This window comes from Telluria sp. ZB4P36 (assembly GCF_059685865.1).
In genome coordinates this window covers 24716-41391 of sequence record NZ_JCASIE010000001.1, presented here as the reverse complement: position 1 = coordinate 41391, position 16676 = coordinate 24716, and the positions used below count along the sequence as shown (strand labels likewise).

14 protein-coding genes and 1 riboswitch are annotated in these 16676 nt (G+C 67.3%); of the genes, 9 read left to right on the top strand and 5 right to left on the bottom strand.

Going from position 1 to position 16676, the window contains the following annotated elements; all coding sequences use genetic code 11:
• The first annotated feature begins 91 nt into the window (after window positions 1-91).
• The 3 genes from pnuC to AC56LK_RS00190 all read left to right on the top strand — a co-directional run bounded on the left by pnuC (window position 92) and on the right by AC56LK_RS00190 (window position 2249).
• Window positions 92-685 (top strand): nicotinamide riboside transporter PnuC, encoded by a 594-nt coding sequence (gene pnuC / locus AC56LK_RS00200; protein WP_497182571.1) that lies wholly within the window; start codon window positions 92-94, stop codon window positions 683-685.
• A complete protein-coding gene (locus AC56LK_RS00195; RefSeq protein WP_497182570.1) occupies window positions 682-1194 on the top strand; it encodes an AAA family ATPase in 513 nt (170 codons plus the stop codon). Before pnuC ends, AC56LK_RS00195 begins: the two co-directional genes overlap by 4 nt.
• An 89-nt stretch (window positions 1195-1283) precedes the next feature.
• Window positions 1284-2249 carry an HDOD domain-containing protein gene (locus AC56LK_RS00190; RefSeq protein WP_497182569.1) on the top strand — a complete coding sequence of 322 codons (966 nt, stop codon included), beginning with the start codon at window positions 1284-1286 and terminating at the stop codon, window positions 2247-2249.
• Window positions 2250-2286: 37 nt separating this feature from the next.
• On the opposite strand, the gene AC56LK_RS00185 is transcribed toward AC56LK_RS00190, so the two are convergent.
• The 3 genes from AC56LK_RS00185 to AC56LK_RS00175 form a co-directional block, all read right to left on the bottom strand.
• Window positions 2287-4422 (bottom strand): TonB-dependent siderophore receptor, encoded by a 2136-nt coding sequence (locus tag AC56LK_RS00185; RefSeq protein ID WP_497182568.1) that lies wholly within the window; start codon window positions 4420-4422, stop codon window positions 2287-2289.
• Window positions 4423-4511: 89 nt separating this feature from the next.
• Window positions 4512-4619: riboswitch (TPP riboswitch) on the bottom strand.
• 63 nt (window positions 4620-4682) lie between these two features.
• Window positions 4683-6299 (bottom strand): CocE/NonD family hydrolase, encoded by a 1617-nt coding sequence (locus AC56LK_RS00180; RefSeq protein WP_497182567.1) that lies wholly within the window; start codon window positions 6297-6299, stop codon window positions 4683-4685.
• 48 nt (window positions 6300-6347) lie between these two features.
• On the bottom strand, window positions 6348-7319 hold the full coding sequence (locus AC56LK_RS00175; protein WP_497182566.1) for a DUF535 family protein: 972 nt from the start codon (window positions 7317-7319) through the stop codon (window positions 6348-6350).
• Window positions 7320-7673: 354 nt separating this feature from the next.
• Here AC56LK_RS00175 and AC56LK_RS00170 point away from each other — a divergent pair, with 354 nt between their 5' ends.
• Window positions 7674-8381: a glutathione S-transferase gene (locus AC56LK_RS00170; RefSeq protein WP_497182565.1), complete on the top strand. Its 708-nt coding sequence runs from the start codon at window positions 7674-7676 to the stop codon at window positions 8379-8381.
• 33 nt (window positions 8382-8414) lie between these two features.
• Here the strand turns inward: AC56LK_RS00170 and AC56LK_RS00165 are convergent, their stop codons facing one another.
• The gene (locus AC56LK_RS00165; protein WP_497182564.1) at window positions 8415-9620 is read right to left on the bottom strand and encodes an MFS transporter; all 1206 of its coding nucleotides are present in this window, start codon (window positions 9618-9620) and stop codon (window positions 8415-8417) included.
• A gap of 103 nt (window positions 9621-9723) precedes the next feature.
• Between AC56LK_RS00165 and AC56LK_RS00160 the strand changes: the two genes are divergently transcribed.
• The 5 genes from AC56LK_RS00160 (at window position 9724) to AC56LK_RS00140 (ending at window position 16223) form a co-directional block, all read left to right on the top strand.
• Complete coding sequence (locus AC56LK_RS00160; RefSeq protein WP_497182563.1) at window positions 9724-10620, top strand: LysR family transcriptional regulator; 897 nt, start codon at window positions 9724-9726, stop codon at window positions 10618-10620.
• 87 nt (window positions 10621-10707) lie between these two features.
• A complete protein-coding gene (locus AC56LK_RS00155) occupies window positions 10708-11181 on the top strand; it encodes a VOC family protein (protein WP_497182562.1) in 474 nt (157 codons plus the stop codon).
• Window positions 11182-11219: 38 nt separating this feature from the next.
• Complete coding sequence (locus tag AC56LK_RS00150) at window positions 11220-12071, top strand: PhzF family phenazine biosynthesis protein (protein WP_497182561.1); 852 nt, start codon at window positions 11220-11222, stop codon at window positions 12069-12071.
• 277 nt (window positions 12072-12348) lie between these two features.
• A complete protein-coding gene (locus AC56LK_RS00145) occupies window positions 12349-13176 on the top strand; it encodes an N-acyl amino acid synthase FeeM domain-containing protein (RefSeq protein ID WP_497182560.1) in 828 nt (275 codons plus the stop codon).
• A 164-nt stretch (window positions 13177-13340) separates the two neighbouring features.
• On the top strand, window positions 13341-16223 hold the full coding sequence (locus AC56LK_RS00140) for a putative bifunctional diguanylate cyclase/phosphodiesterase (protein ID WP_497182559.1): 2883 nt from the start codon (window positions 13341-13343) through the stop codon (window positions 16221-16223).
• 20 nt (window positions 16224-16243) lie between these two features.
• On the opposite strand, the gene AC56LK_RS00135 is transcribed toward AC56LK_RS00140, so the two are convergent.
• Window positions 16244-16615 carry a DUF4124 domain-containing protein gene (locus AC56LK_RS00135; protein WP_497182558.1) on the bottom strand — a complete coding sequence of 124 codons (372 nt, stop codon included), beginning with the start codon at window positions 16613-16615 and terminating at the stop codon, window positions 16244-16246.
• Window positions 16616-16676 lie beyond the last annotated feature (61 nt).

The following is a 16676-nucleotide window of genomic DNA, read 5'->3' as shown; positions in this document are numbered from 1 at the left end:
CAATGCGCGGACGCTGAGCCTTGCGCATTCAGCGGCGAGTGGCCATAATCGCCTGCTGACCTGGCGCCGCCGCCCACCAAATCGCATCCGAATGAACGAACCGCTAGCCTTCCCCGGTTTCAGCACCACCCCGCTGGAACTCATCTCCTTCCTGCTGGCGGCGACCACCGTGCTGCTGAACATCCGCCAGAAGCACTGGGCCTGGCTGTTCTCGATCGCTTCCTCGGCGACCTATGCGGTGGTGTTCTTCGACGCCAGGCTGTACGGCGACATGGGCCTGCAGTTCGTGTTCATCGGGGCCTCGGTATGGGGCTGGTACCAATGGCTGCACGGCGCCGGCGACCAGCAGCTGGTGGTGACGCGCCTGCAGCGCGCGGGCCGGGGCTGGGCCATCGCCGGCTGGGTCATCGGCTTCGTGCTGCTGTCCGCTTTCCTGGATCACCTCACCGACACCGACGTGCCGCATGCGGACGGCTTCCTCACCGCGGGAAGCCTGGTGGGCCAGCTCCTGCTGGGGCGCAAGAAGGTGGAGAACTGGCTGGTGTGGATCGTGGTGGACGTGCTCTACGTCGGCCTGTACGTCTACAAGGGCCTGATGCTGACCGCGCTGCTGTACGCCGTCTTCGTGGTGCTGGCCTGGACCGGCTGGCGCGCCTGGTCGAACATCGCGCGGAGGGATGCATGAGCGGGCCACTCGCACGCGTCGCGGTGCTGGGCGCCGAATCCTCGGGCAAATCGACCCTGTGCGAAGCCCTGGCGCGGCACTACGGCACCGTCTGGGTGCCGGAATACCTGCGCGAATTCGTCGACACCCGTGGCCGCGTGCCCTTCGAAAGCGACCAGTACCTGATCGCCCGCACCCAGCGCGCCCGCGAGAACGACGCTGCCGCGCGTGCCCACCGCTTCCTGTTCTGCGACACCACGCCGCTGATGACGGCGCTGTACAGCCGCCAGTACTGGAACCGCGTCGACCCGCAGCTGGCGCGCCTCGACAGCAGCCACGATTATGCGTGGACCCTGGTGACGGCGCCCGACAGCCCCTGGGAGCCGGACGGCCTGCAGCGCGAATCCGAGGAGGTGCGCCAGAAGGTGCACCGGATGCTGCTCGAGACGCTGGACGCCCGCGCCATCCCCTACGTCCTGCTGGAAGGCAGCCTGCCGGACCGGATACGGCAGGTCGAGGCTTTGATCTAGATTCAAAGAAAAACTTCTTACGCTTGTCTTTTTGTTGCCGTATGGTATTAAAATAGTTTTCTCTGCGTTGACAAATACGGCGGTGCGCTGTGAAAAACTGGATAGGCCGTCTTCTGGGCGGCAACGAGAAGGAGACTGCTGCCGAAGCCGGCGCCGATAAGGCCGTGGAGCAGCATGCCGACAATGTGACGGCCGAGCTGGACGCCGCCTTCTACCGCTGGCTGGTCAGGTCGAACGGCACCAACGCCAGCGCGGAAGAGGAACAGCAGATCCTCGAGGCCGTGCGCGCCCTGGCGGACGATCCCGAAAAGGCGTCGGTGCTGGTGCCGCGCGTGCCCGAGCTGATCACGCAACTGCTGGGCGCCCTGTCGGACGAGAACATCTCGATCGCCGCGCTGTCGGCCGAGGTGGGACGCGACCTGGTGCTGGTCGCCGAAGTGATCCGCGAGGCGAACAGCGCCTATTACCGGCCGGCCAAGCCGATCGAAGCCATCGACGGCGCGGTCACGATGCTGGGCCTGAACGGCCTGCGCATGCTGCTGGCGAAGATCGCGATGCGTCCGCTGGTGCGGGTGAAGGTGCAGGGCGTGGCGCGCCAGGTGGCGCCGGTCGTCTGGCGCCACTCCGAACGCTGCGCCTTTGCCGCCAGCGTGATGGCGCCGGGCCTGTCCGCCGGCGTGTTCGAATCCTACCTGGCCGGCCTGATGCAGAACGTGGGCCTGCAGGTCGCCTTCCAGGTGGCCGACGGCATCTGCGGCGGCAAGGTCCCGGGCTCGGGAACCTTCGGGGTCGAACTGTTCGCGGCCAGCCGCCAGCTGTCGGCGGTGATCGCGCGGCATTGGGACTTCCCCGCCGAGGTGGTCGAGGCGATTGCCTGGGCGGGCGACCCGGACGGGCCGCAGCTGGCCCAGGCCCTGGCCCAGGGCGACCGCATCGCCAAGCTGCGCCTGCTGCTCGATGCCAGCGTGATCGAAGACGACGACAGCTTCGTCACCGACGGCTTGAACGGCTTCCAGCGCCGCTGCCTCGGCAAGCTGGCCGAGCTGACGGATTGAGGCCGCCTGCCACGGCAGGCGTGGCAGGCAAGGCGCGTCAGAAGTCGAACTGCGCCGACACCCGGAAGCTACGCGGCGCGCCCGGCAGCAGGTAGCCGCCCAGCGACTGCGTCACGTCGCGCCAGTAGAACTTGTCGAACACATTGTCCAGGCGCGCGCGCAGGATGGCGTTTGTGCCACGACCCATGCCGCCGATGCGCAGCGCGTACGACGCGCCCAGCGCGGCCACATGGTAGCCCGGGACGACGGCGCGGTTGGCCGGATCGAAGGCCTTGCTGCCCGCGTACTGCCAGGTGGCGTCGAGCTTCAGGCCGGCCAGCGCCGGTACCGCATACTCCACCCAGGCGGTCGAACGGAATTCCGGCACATTGGTCACGCGCTTGCCTTCGACGCTGGCGTCGCCGGTGCCGGTCTGCTTCGCGTCGAGCGCCATGAGCGACAGGCTGTAGTTCAGGTCGGCATTGAGCTTGCCCTGGGCCGCCAGTTCGACGCCGCGGTGGCGCTGCTGGCCGGCGCGCACGAACAGCTTGGCGCCATTCACGTACTCCAGGCCCTGGCGGATGTCGAAGGCCGCGGCGGTCAGCATCACGGCATTGTTGACGATGCCCTTGACACCCAGTTCCACCTGCTTCGAGCGGCTCGGCGGCAGCACGCTGTCTTCATTGGCGGTGCCCATCTCGGCGATGCCGCCGTGCTGCAGGCCGTGGCTCAGCGAGCCGTAGACGCTCCAGTCTCGCGCCGGCTTGTAGACCAGCGCCACGCTCGGCAGCACGAAGCTGTCATCCGCATGCACCCAGCCCTGTTCGATCTCGGCCAGTTCGTCGCGCTTGAGCTTCACCCAGCGCAGGCCGGTGTGCAGCGTGATGCGTTCCGACAGCGTGGCCACGTCCTGCACGAACAGCGCGCTCTCGCGGTCGTTGCGGCGTTCCATCACCGGACCGGTGCGCGGACTGCCCGGCGCCGGATCCACGGTCAAGTTGTTCCAGATGTTGCTGTAGCCGGCGTAGTCGTAGACGTATTCGCCGAAGCTGTCGTGGCGCTCCGACAGCGCCGCGCCGACGGTCAGCTGGTGGCGCACGGCGCCGATGGCGAAGCGGCCCTGCAGCATGGCCTGTGCGCCCCACGGGGTCTTGCGCTCGCCGACGCTCTGGTAGTCGTAGACGTCGTAGTCGCCGTTCGAGCAGTAGCCCGGATAGAAGCCGTCCCCCTCGTTGCTGCAGCCGTAGGGGAAGGCGGTGTAGTCGTCGCGCTTGAACCAGTGCTTGTTGGCGTTGATGGTCGCGGTCCAGTCGGGATTGAGGCGGTATTCGAAGCGCAGGCCCAGGTTGCTGCTGTCGGTTTCCACCGGCTTGGTCCAGGGCTGGGCGTTCAGCAGGATCTTGGGCGACACGCCGGTCGGCAGGACTTCGTTGCGCAGCAGCTGGTAGCCGGGCGCGGTGATCTGCGACTTGTGCTGGTGGTCCAGGTCCAGCGCTAGCTGCGCGTTCGGACTGATCTGCCAGTCGAAGGCGCCGGACACGAACTGGCGCTCGCCGTCGGCGCCGCGCACATAGGATTTCAGGTCTTCGGCCGCGGCATTGATGCGGTAGCCGAAACGGCGGTCGTCGAAGCGGCCGCCCAGGTCGATCGCGCCGTGCAGGGTACCGCGTTCGCTCACTTCCACCAGCGTCGAGCGCAGCGGCGCATTGGTCGGGCGCTTGGTGATGAAGTTGACCATGCCGCCCGGCGCCGCGACGCCGGCCTGCAGGCCGGCCAGGCCGCGCAGCACTTCGATGCGTTCCTTGTTCTCCAGCGGGATCTGGGTGTCGGCGGGGATCGCGATCCCGTCCTTGCGGTAGCTGGTGGCGTTGTCGAGGGCGAAACCGCGGATCGAGAACTGCTCGGCATAGCCGACCGCGTTGTAGGCGTCGCCGACCGAGGCGTCGAAGCGCGCGGCGTCGCTCACGTTGCGGATCGACAGGTCCAGCATCTGGGTGCGGTTGATGGCGGTGATCGAGGCCGGGGTGTCGAGCAGGGGCGCGTCGGAGAAGCCGCCGATGCTGGCGCGGTCGCTGGCGATCCAGCGGCTGCCGGTGACGACCACCGAGGCGACGCCTTCGGCTTCCTGGGCGGATACGGAAAAGGCCTGCAGGATGGCGCAGGCAAGAACGGAGTGCTTCAGCTTGAAAGTCATGGTTTGCTCGTCTTCGCGCGCCACGGCAAAGTGGCGCGCTGCTTTTGATAAAAAAGCCGGAGCCAACGTGGGGGAAGGGCAAACAAATGGGGAACTGCGTTGCGCTTTCCTTCGCTGGCATTATCCAGATCAGGTACGAAGGGTATCTCTCACCCGGCAGCGCGTTTGTGCGCGCACCAGGACCCCTAGCGAGGCGGCAGTGTACCACGGACCCGGGCGGGCGTGGTGAATGTGGCAAGGGCCGGCGGCCGGCCCTGTGATTACTTCGGCGCCAGGCTGGACACTTTCAGGTCCAGCACCTTCAGGCGCGCCACGGCATTGCTGTTGCGCGGGTTGAGTTCCAGCGAGCGGCGGTAGCTGCGCACGGCATCTTCCTTGTGGTCCGCCGCTTCCTGCGCTTCGCCCAGGCTGTCGAACAGGTTCGCATCCTCGGGCAGGAGGCGGGTGCCGAAGCTGAAGATGGCGATGGATTCGGCATGCATCCCGTCGCGCAGCAGCTCGTAGCCCCAGGAATTGATCGCGTCCGGACCGAGCTTGAAACTCGCGCCGCGCGCCTGCACGTCCTGATACAGCTCGAAGGCCTGGTCGAAGCCGCGCTCGGCCAGCTGGCTGGCGAAGTTCTCACGGGTCGGCGCCAGGCCGCTGCCGCGTTTCGCTTCGATCGTGATCATGCGCTTCGGTGCGCCGTTGGCCTCGGGTTTGTTGGCCAGGAAGGCATGCGCCGCCTTGTCTCCTTTCAGCTTGGCGTCGAGGAAGCGGCGCACGTACTGCGCCATCCAGCCATGCGCGGCGCGCACTTCGCCGCGGTCGTAGTCGTCGAAATCGCCGGCGCGGGCGAAGCGCAGCCCATCTGCTGCGAAATGATGGTGCAGCATCGGATGCATCGTGGCCACCAGCACGTCGGAGTAAGTCATCCGGTTCAGCAGGCTGAAGGCCGTGCTCTTGTCGCGGCGGTTCAGGTCTTCGATCGACGTGGGGCGCTGCGCCAGGTACAGCAGCGGCACCGGCAGGCGCGCCGGCGTCACATAGGGCACCGCGGCCTTGCCGCCGTCAACGAATTGGGGGAAGTAGCGCACCGACCCGTCGATGCTCACCAGCGCCTTTATCCGGTCATCGCGGGCCGCGGCCATCACGTTCGCCAGGCCGCCCCAGCTGAAACCGGCGACCGCGAGCCGCTCCAGGTCCGCCTGCGGCAGTGCGGCCGCCTGCGCGATCAGCCAGGCGATGTCGGCTGCCTGCGTCTCGAGGCCTTCGATATCGTCCGTCATCGCGCGCGTGCGCGCTCCCTTCGAAGCGCTGGACAGCACGATGTAGCCATGGCTGGCAAGGTATTCGCACAGGTCGGCGTTCTCGGACGCGCTGGCACTGAAGCTGGGGGCGTAGATCACGACCGGGAAACGGCCATCGCGTGCCGGCGCGTCGAGCGCCGCCAGCATCGCTTGCGCCAGCTCCTGCCGCCCGCCTTCGCTGCCGGCCAGCTGGCTGATTTCAAGCGCGCTGCGGCGCTTTACTTGCTCGGGAGAGAGGTCGAAGCCGGACTCGGTGGCGCGGGTGGCAATATAGTCGCCGACGCTGAGCGGCCGTCCGGCGCGCGTGGCCGGGTACCACACCAGCACCTGCATCGGACGCGCCCGTTCGCCGCTCGCCGGCTTGCCGGTGGTGAGCGAGACACGGGTTTTATACACGCGCGCGTGGTCGTACTGCTTGAGTACCTTGAGGCCGACCGGGAGCGGGCCGGGGGCGGGTATCAGGGTAGTGGCGTGGGCTGCGGGCAGGGCGCAGAACAGCAGGGCAGATATGAGGACGATCGGCAGGCGGGTCATGGCGGGTGGAGGCGTGGTCAGGGCGCCCAGTATAGGAGCGGAGCCTGGCGCCATGTCTCTCCAATTCTCACCGCGGCATGGCGCCGCCCACTGACCCTCGGCTCAGGCTTCGGCCGTGGCCGGCGATGTCGCCGCGCGCGCCTGTGCGCTGGCCGCCGGCACCATGTGGCGCAGCATCGTGGTGCGGGTGGAGTCGCCGATGGTGCGCCAGAACTCGCGGCGCTGGGCGGCGCGCTTGCGGTGCTTGGACGGCATGTCGGCCAGCGGCTTCAGGTAGAAGGGCAGGCGGATCAGGTAGCTGCGGCCCGGCATCTCGACGCCGCCCAGGATCTTCCAGAAGCCGTCGTAGGCGTTCTCGAAGTGCTTGACGTCGACGGGGTCGTAGGCGATGTGCGAGGTGCACTTGATGGCCACCACCTGGTCGATGCCCAGCGCCTGGGCCACGCCCTGCATCGCGGCGAAGCAGAAGAAGCTCGGCGAGTTGTTGGGGAAGGCTTCCTCGAAGGCGTCGAAGGCGGCGCCGGAGTCGGTCCAGCGGCCCTGGTTGCGGGTGACGAAGGGCACGGTCGGCAGGTCGACGCCCGCCAGCTGCCCGTCCACCCAGGTATAGGAGAGTCGGTGCAGGTACTTGCCGTCGGCGACCAGCGAGATGGTGAGGTCGCCCTCGGCATCGTGGCGCGGCGCCATCTCAAGGCGCAGCAGGAACTGGTGCGCGCCGCCCTCGTGCTGCGACTCGTGCTGCCACAGCGTGAGCCCGCCGCCGCCGTAAACCGCCTGGTGGTAGGCGTTGCCGAAGGCGCTGTCCTCGAAACGGTAGTGCGACAGCACGCATTGCACGCGCTGGCGCGCACTCAGGTCTTTCGACAGGTAGTTGCGGTGGCTCAGGTGGTGGAACAGGTCGTCGTCGGGGGCGGCCGCGACGAAGCGGCGCACCAGGTCGAGCCGGCACAGGGCCTGGTGCTCGCGCCAGTAGCGCAGCACGCGCAGGCTGCGCACGATACTCAGCATCCACGAAGCGGGCGTGTACTGGCTGCGGCGGGCGAGCCAGCTCTTGGACAGATGAGCGAAGATCATGGTGAGAGCTCCAGTCGGCAGTAAAGTTGCGGGCGCCGGGATGGCGCCACCGTCTTTATCTTTCCCGCCGCTCAGGAGAAGGGCGGGATTGCACAACAGAAATCACATTCTGCCATGCAATAGCCGTGGATGCTAACTGGTGCCTGGATACGACAGAGGGAGGGTAGTGAGGTGAAGGGAACCGCAGCAAAGGGTTGCGTTCATGTTGTCTCTCTCTTGATCGGCTTTTTGCGTCTTTTTGCGACTTTTTGTTTTCGCCCGACAGGCAACGCAAGATTACCATGTTTGTGCGGCGACACGCTTCCGATTCATCATCGATAATTGCGCCAAACCGAAGCAGACCGGAGGTGCGAGATGGCGTATGAACTTTTTTACTGGCCGGGTATCCAGGGACGCGGGGAGTTCGTCCGGCTCGCCCTGGAAGAAGCCGGGGCGGAATACGTGGACGTGGCGCGCCGCGCGGGCGGCATGGACCTGCTGCTGTCGGCGCTCGACACCGAAGCCCATCCCTCGTTCGCGCCGCCTTTCCTGCGCGCCGGCGAGCTGACCATCGGCCAGGTCGCCAACATCCTGCTCTACCTGGGCGAGCAGCATGCGCTGGCGCCGCGCAGCGATCCGGGCCGGCTGTGGACCCACCAGCTGCAGCTGACCATCGCCGACCTGGTCGCCGAGATCCACGACACCCACCACCCGATCGCCACCTCGCTGTACTACGAAGACCAGAAGCCGGAAGCGCAGCGCCGCGCCGCCGACTTCATCGAGACCCGCCTGCCCAAGTTCTTCGGCTATTTCTCGCGCATCCTCAGCAACCCCGAGCAGCGCGACTGGCTGGTGGGCGACAAGCCGACCTATGCCGACCTGTCGCTGTTCCAGGTGATCGAGGGCCTGCGCTACGCCTTCCCGAACGCGATGAAGCGGCTCGAGGGTGACTACCCGGCATTGGTCGCGCTGCGCAATCGCGTGGCCGCGCGTCCCAACATCGCCGCCTACCTGGCCTCGCCGCGGCGGATCCCGTTCAACCAGAACGGGATCTTCCGCCACTATCCCGAACTGGACGAATAATCAGTCCCATCGAGGCGCGATGAATCCTTTGGATTAATGGGTGGCGACGGCGCTGGTCGGCATGGCTTTCGCGGGCAGGCCGTCGCGGCGGTCGAGCCGGCGCGCCAGTGTGGTAAGCAGGAAGGCCCCAAGCACGATCAGGGCGCCGATCCAGGGCGTGGCCATCAGGCCGAAGCGGGCGACGATGATCCCGCCGCCCCAGGCGCCGAGCGCGATGCCGACGTTGAAGGCGGCGATGTTCAGGCCGGAAGCCACGTCCACCGCCTGCGGCGCATCGCGTTCGGCGCGCTGCACCACGTAGACCTGCAGGCCGGGCACATTGCCGAAGGCGACCGCGCCCCAGGCCAGCACGGTGGCCAGCACCAGCCATTTGTTCGGCGCCGTAAAGCCCAGCACGAGCAGCACCAGGGCCAGCAGGGCGAACACGATCTGCAGCGCCGGCAGCGGACCCTTGCGGTCGGCCAGATTGCCGCCCCAGATGTTCCCGGCCGCGACCGAGACGCCGTAGACCAGCATCACCAGGCTGACGCTCGACGCGGCAAAACCGGACACCTCCTGCAGGATCGGCGCCAGGTAGGTGAAGGCGATGAAGGAGCCGCCGTAGCCGAGCGTGGTCATGGCATACACCAGCAGCAGGCGCGGCTTCTTCAGCACCGCGAGCTGGGTCGGCAGGCCGGCGGGCTTGCTGCCGGCGATATTGGCCGGCACCAGGATCCAGCTGCCGATCATGGCAACTACCCCCAGCAGCGACACCGCGAGGAAGCTCGCCTGCCAGCCGAAGTGCTGGCCGATGAAGGTCCCGAGCGGCACGCCGGTGACCAGGGCCACGGTCAGGCCGGTGAACATCAGGGCGATCGCGCTCGCGGCTTTCTCCTTCGGCACCAGGCTGGTGGCGATGGTCGAGCCGATCGAGAAGAACACGCCGTGGGCGAGGCCGGTGAGGACGCGCGCGGCCATCAGGGCGGCATAGCCCGGCGCCATCCAGGCGACCAGGTTCCCGACCGTGAACAAGGCCATCAGGCCGAGCAGCAGCAGCTTGCGCGGCATGCGGCCGGTGAGGGCGGTCAGCACCGGGGCGCCGACGGCGACGCCGAGCGCGTACAGGCTGACCAGCAGGCCGGCCGACGGCACCGACACGTTCAGGCTGGCGGCAATGGTGGGTATGAGGCCGACGATCACGAATTCGGTCGTGCCGATGGCGAAGGCGCTGAGCGTCAGCGCCCAGAGTGCGAGTGGCATGGGGTTCTCCTTGTCTGCCGTTGATCCAGGCCAGCAGTGTGCAGCCGTGGCGCACATAGAAAAATGCCTGGGCGTACAATTTACTTTTGACTGGGAGTCACGAATGGTCGACGTAGAGGCCTTGATTGCCTTCACCGCTGTCATAGATACAGGCTCGTTCTCGCATGCCGCCGAGCGCCTCGGACAGACGCCTTCGGGCGTGTCGCGCACGATCTCGCGGCTCGAAGACCGGCTGGGGATGACCTTGATGCACCGCACGACGCGGCGCCTGCAGCTGACGGAGGAGGGAAGCTGGCTGCTGGGGCGGGCGCGCAGCCTGCTGGCCGAGCTGGCGAATACCGAGGCCGAGGCCGCGGCGCGCCGTTCCCAGCCCTCGGGCCTGGTGCGGGTCAACTCGGCGACGCCGACCCTCGATCACTTGCTGGCGCCGCTGCTGCCGGAATTCCTGGATGCCTACCCGCTCGTGCAGCTGGAACTGGTCAGCGGCGAAACCTACGTCGACCTGATCGAGGAAAGGGCCGACCTGGCGATCCGCATCGGGATGCTGCCGGATTCGACCCTGAATGCACGCCGCCTCGGCAGCACGCGGCTGCGGGTGCTGGCCGCGCCCGCCTACATCGAGAAACACGGCATGCCGGCGGACGCCGCCGCCCTCCAGGCCCACCGCACGCTCGGCTTCACGGCGCCGGCGACCCTGAATACCTGGCCGCTGCGGCATGCGGGCGGGGAGGGCTGGACCGTCACCCCGGCGGTGTCGGCCTCGAGCGGCGAGACGGTGCGCCACCTGGCGCTGGCCGGCGCCGGGGTGGCCTCGCTATCGGATTTCCTGACGCGCGCCGACATCGCGGCCGGGCGCCTGCTGCCGGTGCTGGAAGAGGCGACACTGCCCTGGACCCAGCCGGTATGGGCGGTCTTCTATAAACAGGGATCGCTGGCGCCGCGGGTGGCGGCACTGGTCGATTTCCTGGCCCGGCGGCTGCAGGACGTGCTGGACCGCTAGGGCGGCCCGGTTCAAACTTCTTGGGGATTGCCCGAACCATCGCACGGCGCTAGTGTCTGTACGCTAGTCCAAACACAGGAGCCGTCCATGAATACCGAGAACAGCAAGGTCAAGCCCGTCGAAGACGGCATGCACACCATCACCCCGCACCTGGTCTGCGCCGGCGCGGCCGACGCCATCGCCTTCTACGAGCGCGCCTTCGGCGCCGTCGAAGTCATGCGGCTGCCGGGGCCGGGCGGCAAGCTGGCCCACGCCGCCGTGCGCATCGGCGATTCGATGCTCATGCTGATGGACGAGTTCCCCGACTGGGACGCCAGCGGCCCGCGGGCGCTGGGCGGTACGCCGGTCACCATCCACCTGTCGGTGCCGGACGTCGACCGCGCCTTCGAGCGCGCCGTGGAGGCCGGTGCGATCGCACGCATGGCGCCGGCCGACATGTTCTGGGGCGACCGCTACGGCGTGGTCGAGGACCCGTTCGGCCACCGCTGGTCGATGGCGACCCATATCCGCGACGTCTCGCCCGAAGAGATGGCGGCGGCCATGCAGCAGGGCTGTCCCTGAATTATCATGCCCGTCGCTCAACTATCAGAGAGACTGACATGAACGAATCCAGGCTGGATGCCGATCGGGTCCTGCGCATCGCCGCCTTCTCCGACGGCGACACCGGCGGCAATCCCGCCGGTGTCTGGATCGGCGACGCGCTGCCGCCCGCGCCGCAGATGCAGGCACTGGCGCATGCCATCGGCTTTTCCGAAACCGCGTTCGCCGCGCCGCAAGGAGAAGGCTGGCGCGTCCGCTATTTTTCGCCCGAGTCCGAAGTGCCGTTCTGCGGCCATGCCACCATCGCGCTCGGGGCCGCCCTGGCGCGCCGCTTCGGCGAGGGCCGCTACGCGCTGGCGCTGAACGCGGCCGCGATCTCGGTCGAGGGCAAGCTGGAAGGGACGCGGGTGGCGGCCAGCCTGCAATCGCCGCCGACCCGCAGCCGGCCGGCGCCCGCCGCCCTGGTCGATGCCGCGCTGGCCCTGTTCGGCTACAGCCGCGCCGACCTCGACGAACGCATCCCGCCGGCCCTGGCCCACGGTGGCGCCGACCACCTGGTGCTGGCCCTGAACAGCCGCGCTGCGCTGGCCCGCATGGCCTACGAGCTCGACGCCGGGCGCCGCCTGATGAACGAAGCCGGTCTGGTGACGGTCGTGCTGGCCTGGGCGGAAACCCCGCAACGCTTCCACACCCGCAACCCCTTCGCGTCCGGCGGCGTGCTGGAAGATCCGGCCACCGGCGCCGGCACGGCCGCGCTGGCGGGCTACCTGCGCGACCTCGGATGGCCGCACGGCGGGCGTATCGAGGTGGTGCAGGGCGAGGACATGGGCATGCGCTCGCGCCTGGGCGCGGAGATTCCGCCGGAGCCCGGCGCCTCGATCCGGGTGTCCGGGACGGCGCGCACGATGTAGGAGCGCCTGCAGTCATGAGGCCTGCCGGATGCAGCATCCGCGGCATGCCTTCATGACAGCATTTGTGACATCTCCCCAGGAGAATGTAAACACAATGTTAACGATGGCCTTGCGTTCATGTAGGATAAATATTACAAATTTGTCGGAGAACTCTTAGCCTTTTGTAGGACAAACAGAGGGGGGAAAGTGCCTCACCTCAACATTTAGAAAGATACTGAACGGATTGATAATTTGATTCAGGCAAGTTCTGTTTCACACTTCAATCGGGAGTATCGTCATGTCGCTGTTCGACCCAATCGTTTCCAATTTCGCCGGTGCTGGTGCGCGCGCCGTCCAGGATGCACGTGCGGCTCGCGCTGCCGGGCTCGCTGTCGAGCGTCTGCCATTTACCATCCGCCGCGTGGAGACCGAGGCGGACCTGCTGCAGGCAGTGAAGATCCGCCACGCCGCCTACGCCCGCCACGTGCCGGACTTCGCGCGATCGCTGGCGCTGCCGGAAGCGGCCGACTATGACGACGACACCATCGTGCTGCTGGCCGAGTCGAAGCTCGACGGCACGCCGATCGGCAGCACCCGGATCCGCACCAACCTGGTCCGTCCGCTCGGCGTCGAGGAATCGATCGTGCTGCCGGACTGGCTGCAGGGCCGCCGCCTGGTCGAAGCGACCCGCCTCGGCATCGACGAGGGCCGCATCGGCCGCGTGGTTAAAATGGCGCTGATCAAGGCCTGCTTCATGTACTGCGAAGACAACGACATCGATTTCTCGGTCGCCACCGGCCGTCCGCCGGTCGACCGCCAGTACGAACAGCTGCTGTTCACCGACGTGTTCCCGGAGCAGGGACCGGTGCCGCTGCGTCACGTCGGCAATATCCCGCACCGCGTGATGGCCTTCGAGATCGCCACGTTCGAACAACGTTTCCGCGAGAAGCGCCATCCCCTGCTAAACTTCTTCTTCAACACCCACCATCCCGACATCGATGTCGGGCCCGCCACGCCGCCGGCGCTGGCCAGGACGCAAGTGAAGAAGCAAGTGAAGCCCGCGGGCATGCACATGAGCAAAATGCCGGATTTGACGTTGCAGTCACGCGAATTCGCCTTTGCCTGAGCAGTTATTGCATGACGGCATCACTTTAAAGCTGTATCCTTGCGCTTTGACGCCGCCGCCGGCTCCGGCGGCGGTATTCGACCGCACTGATCCAGCTTATGCCCATCCCGACATCCCAACGCCGTTCTTCGTTTCCAGGCACCGCGCATGCGGTGGTGGAGCAGGTGTTGAAGTTGTTTTCGTATTACCTGATCCCGTTCGGGATCGGTCTCGTTTCCCTGATCGCCCTGGTGTTCTGGCACGACCAGTACCGCACCGTCGGCGACGTGCCGCTGTCGATGTACGTCGCGGTCCAGCAGGAAGCCGCCTTGTCCCCGGGCGCCGCGCTGGCGCGCGCCCGCGCCTCGAGCCTGACGACCGGCCATGACACCCATTTGTCGGAAGCCCCAGTGTGGTTCGCCTTCGAGCCGATGCCGCGCGCAGGCCGGCAAGTGGTCGAATTCCCGTCGCGCCATGCGCTCGAGGTCGCCTGCTGGGATGCCGGCAGCCTGGCGCCCCTGGGAAGCGCCACGCGCGGCGCCGGCACCGGCTTCATTGAAGGCTCGAAGGCCGGCTTCGCCCTGAAGCTGGCCCCGCTGCCGCCCGAACTGCTGTGCCGCGCCAGCTTCGCCGGCCCGGCGCGCCTGTCGGTGCTGCAATGGCCGGCCGATCAATATGCACTCTCGGTCGAGCAATACCACCGCAAATCCGGCCTGCTCGACGGCGGCATGGTGGTGCTGGCCCTGTTCATCCTCATCACGGCCGTGATCAACCGCCAGCCGCTCTACGTGCTGTTCGCCGGCTGGCTGGTGCTGAACCTGCGCGTCGCCGCGCTGTCGGCCGGCTGGGACATCCAGTGGCTGGGCCAGACCATCCCGTCCGACTGGCTGCTGCGCAGCCGTTCGGTGACCATCACCCTGTACGGCATCGCCACGCTGACCCTCTACCAGTCGCTGCTGCGCGAGAACATCGCCGCGCTGCGCTACGTGCTGCCTTTCCGGATCATGCAGTGGCTGTGCATGCCAATGCTGGCCGCCGCCATGTTCCTGCCTTACGGCATGTACCTGCCGCTGCTGTGGGGCATCACGGTGTGCTGCTTCTCGGTGATGACGGTCGGCCTGTTCAAGATCATCGCGGAGTCGCGCAACCGGGTCGCGTCCTGGTTCGCGGCCTCGTTCGCGGTCAGCTTCCTGGCCACCATCGCCGAAGTCGCGTCGGCCGCCCTCGGCATGCGCGAACTGCTGGGCATCATCAACAGCGTCACCGCCGCACTCGCGTCGAGCCTGCTGGCCGCGCTGGCCGTGGCCGAGCAGATGCGGGTCGAGACCGAGCAGCGCGAAGCGGCCCAGCAGGAACTGGAACACGCCTACCAGGCCATGCCGGTCGGCCTGTTCACGCTCGACATGTACGGCCACTTCCTGAGCGTCAATCCGGCCCTGCAGAAAATGCTCGGCATCGCCAGCTTCGTGCCGGGCCGCACTGCCTGGCGCCAGTTCTTCACCGAAAGCACCTGGACCGAGCTGCACGAGCAGGTCCATGCCAAGGCCGAGGCCGAGATGGAGCTGACCAGCCGCGACGGCACCCAGCGCTTCCTGGTCAGCGCGACGCTGGCACGCTCGCGCATCGAAGGCGTGCTGCAGGACACCACCGAGAAGCACAAGGCCACCGAGCAGCTGCAGTTCATGGCCAATAACGACCCGCTGACCAAGGTGTATAACCGCCGCGGCATCGAGCGCGAGTTCGCGCTGGCCGCGAATGGCCTGGCCGCGGGCAAGCCGATGGCCCTGGCCTACGTCGACCTCGACCGCTTCAAGCTGATCAACGACCTGTTCGGCCATGCGGCCGGCGACGAAGTGCTCAAGCAGGTGTGCGAACGGATGGCCACCATGCTCGCCGGCGGCCAACAGATCGGCCGCGTGGGCGGCGACGAATTCGTGATCCTGATGCCGGAAACGGCGGTCCCGCTGGCCTCGATCATCTGCCGCGGCATCGTCGACCGCCTCGGCAACACGCCTTACCGGGTGGGCGACAAGGCCTTCCACGTGCGCGGCTCGGTCGGCCTGATCGAGGTCACGCCGGGCATCGCCATGAAGGATGCGGTCTCGACCGCCGACCGCGCCTGCCGCGAAGCCAAGACGGGGCAGGGCGAAGGCCTGGTGGTGTACGAGCGCGGCGCCGAAGCCTTCCGCCAGCGCGCGGCCGAGCTGGACATGGTGGCGCGCCTCTCCGGCCCGCAGGCCACCGAGGGCCTGCTGCTCGAGATGCAGCCGATCATGTCCCTGAGGAGCCCGCGCGAATCGCTGAATTTCGAGGTGCTGCTGCGCATGCGCGAGCCGGACGGCCGCGTGGTGCCGGCCGGCGCCGTGATTTCCGCGGCCGAGAAGAGCGGCCGCGCGAGCGTGATCGACCGCTGGGTGCTGAACACCACGCTGGCCTGGATCGCCGAGCATGCCGAACAACTGGGCAATACCCGCTTCGTGTGCATGAACCTGTCGGGCGCCTCGCTCAACGACGAGCGCTTCGTGCAGGATACGTTCGACATCCTGGGGCGCTACGTGCACGTCGCCAGCCGCCTGTGCCTCGAGATCACCGAGAGCGTCGCGCTGCACGACCTCGACAACACCCGCCGCTTCATCGACCAGGTGCGCAGCTTCGGCGTGAAGGTGGCGCTGGACGACTTCGGTGCCGGCTACACCTCCTTCTCCTACCTGAAGGAACTGCCGGCCGACGTGCTGAAAATCGACGGCAACTTCATCGTCAACATCAACGCCCACCCGGCCAATGTGGCGATCGTCGAGGCGATCGTCAGCCTGGCGGGCAACCTCGGCATGAAGACGATCGCGGAATGGGCGGAAGACGCAGCCACGGTGCAGACGCTGGCGGAGATCGGCGTGGATTACGTGCAGGGTTGGGCGGTAGCGCGTTCGCAACCGCCCGAGCGCCTGCTGGAGGCGCGCTCGGCGGCGGATTTCATCACCGACCCGGAAGTGCTGGAAGTGCTGCGTTTGCTGGAGTCGCCGACGTCCCCGCATCTGGCGAGCGTGACGCGCCTGCACGACCTGCATTGAGCGCGCCCGGCGCGCCGGCTTCAGTGCAGCGTCGCCAGGGTCTGCTTGCCCGCTCCCGCATCCATCAGTAAGAACTGCGCCCGCGCCGCCTTCAGCGTGGCGACATCCTGCTTCATCGGCTTGACTTTGTCGCGCGGCGCGCTGTGGCGGCGCTGCACCGGCGGCGGCAGCACGCCTTGCTCGGTGACGAGCGGATAGGGCTCTGCGCGGGTGATGCCCTCATCAGCCGGCGTATTAGCCATGCGCACCATGGTCGCGCCGCCGTCGCAAGGCTGGTCGGTCAGGGTGATGCGGCCGGCGCCGTCCACGCACTTGACGATGTCCGCGGCAGGAAGGGTAGCAGGCGCGGCCATGGCCGCGACGAGGATGCTGAGACAGAGATGACGCTTCATGGTCGCTCCTTTTCTTGAGCCTCCATTGTCCGTGTCGGTCTTACAATGCTCTGTTCGTTGC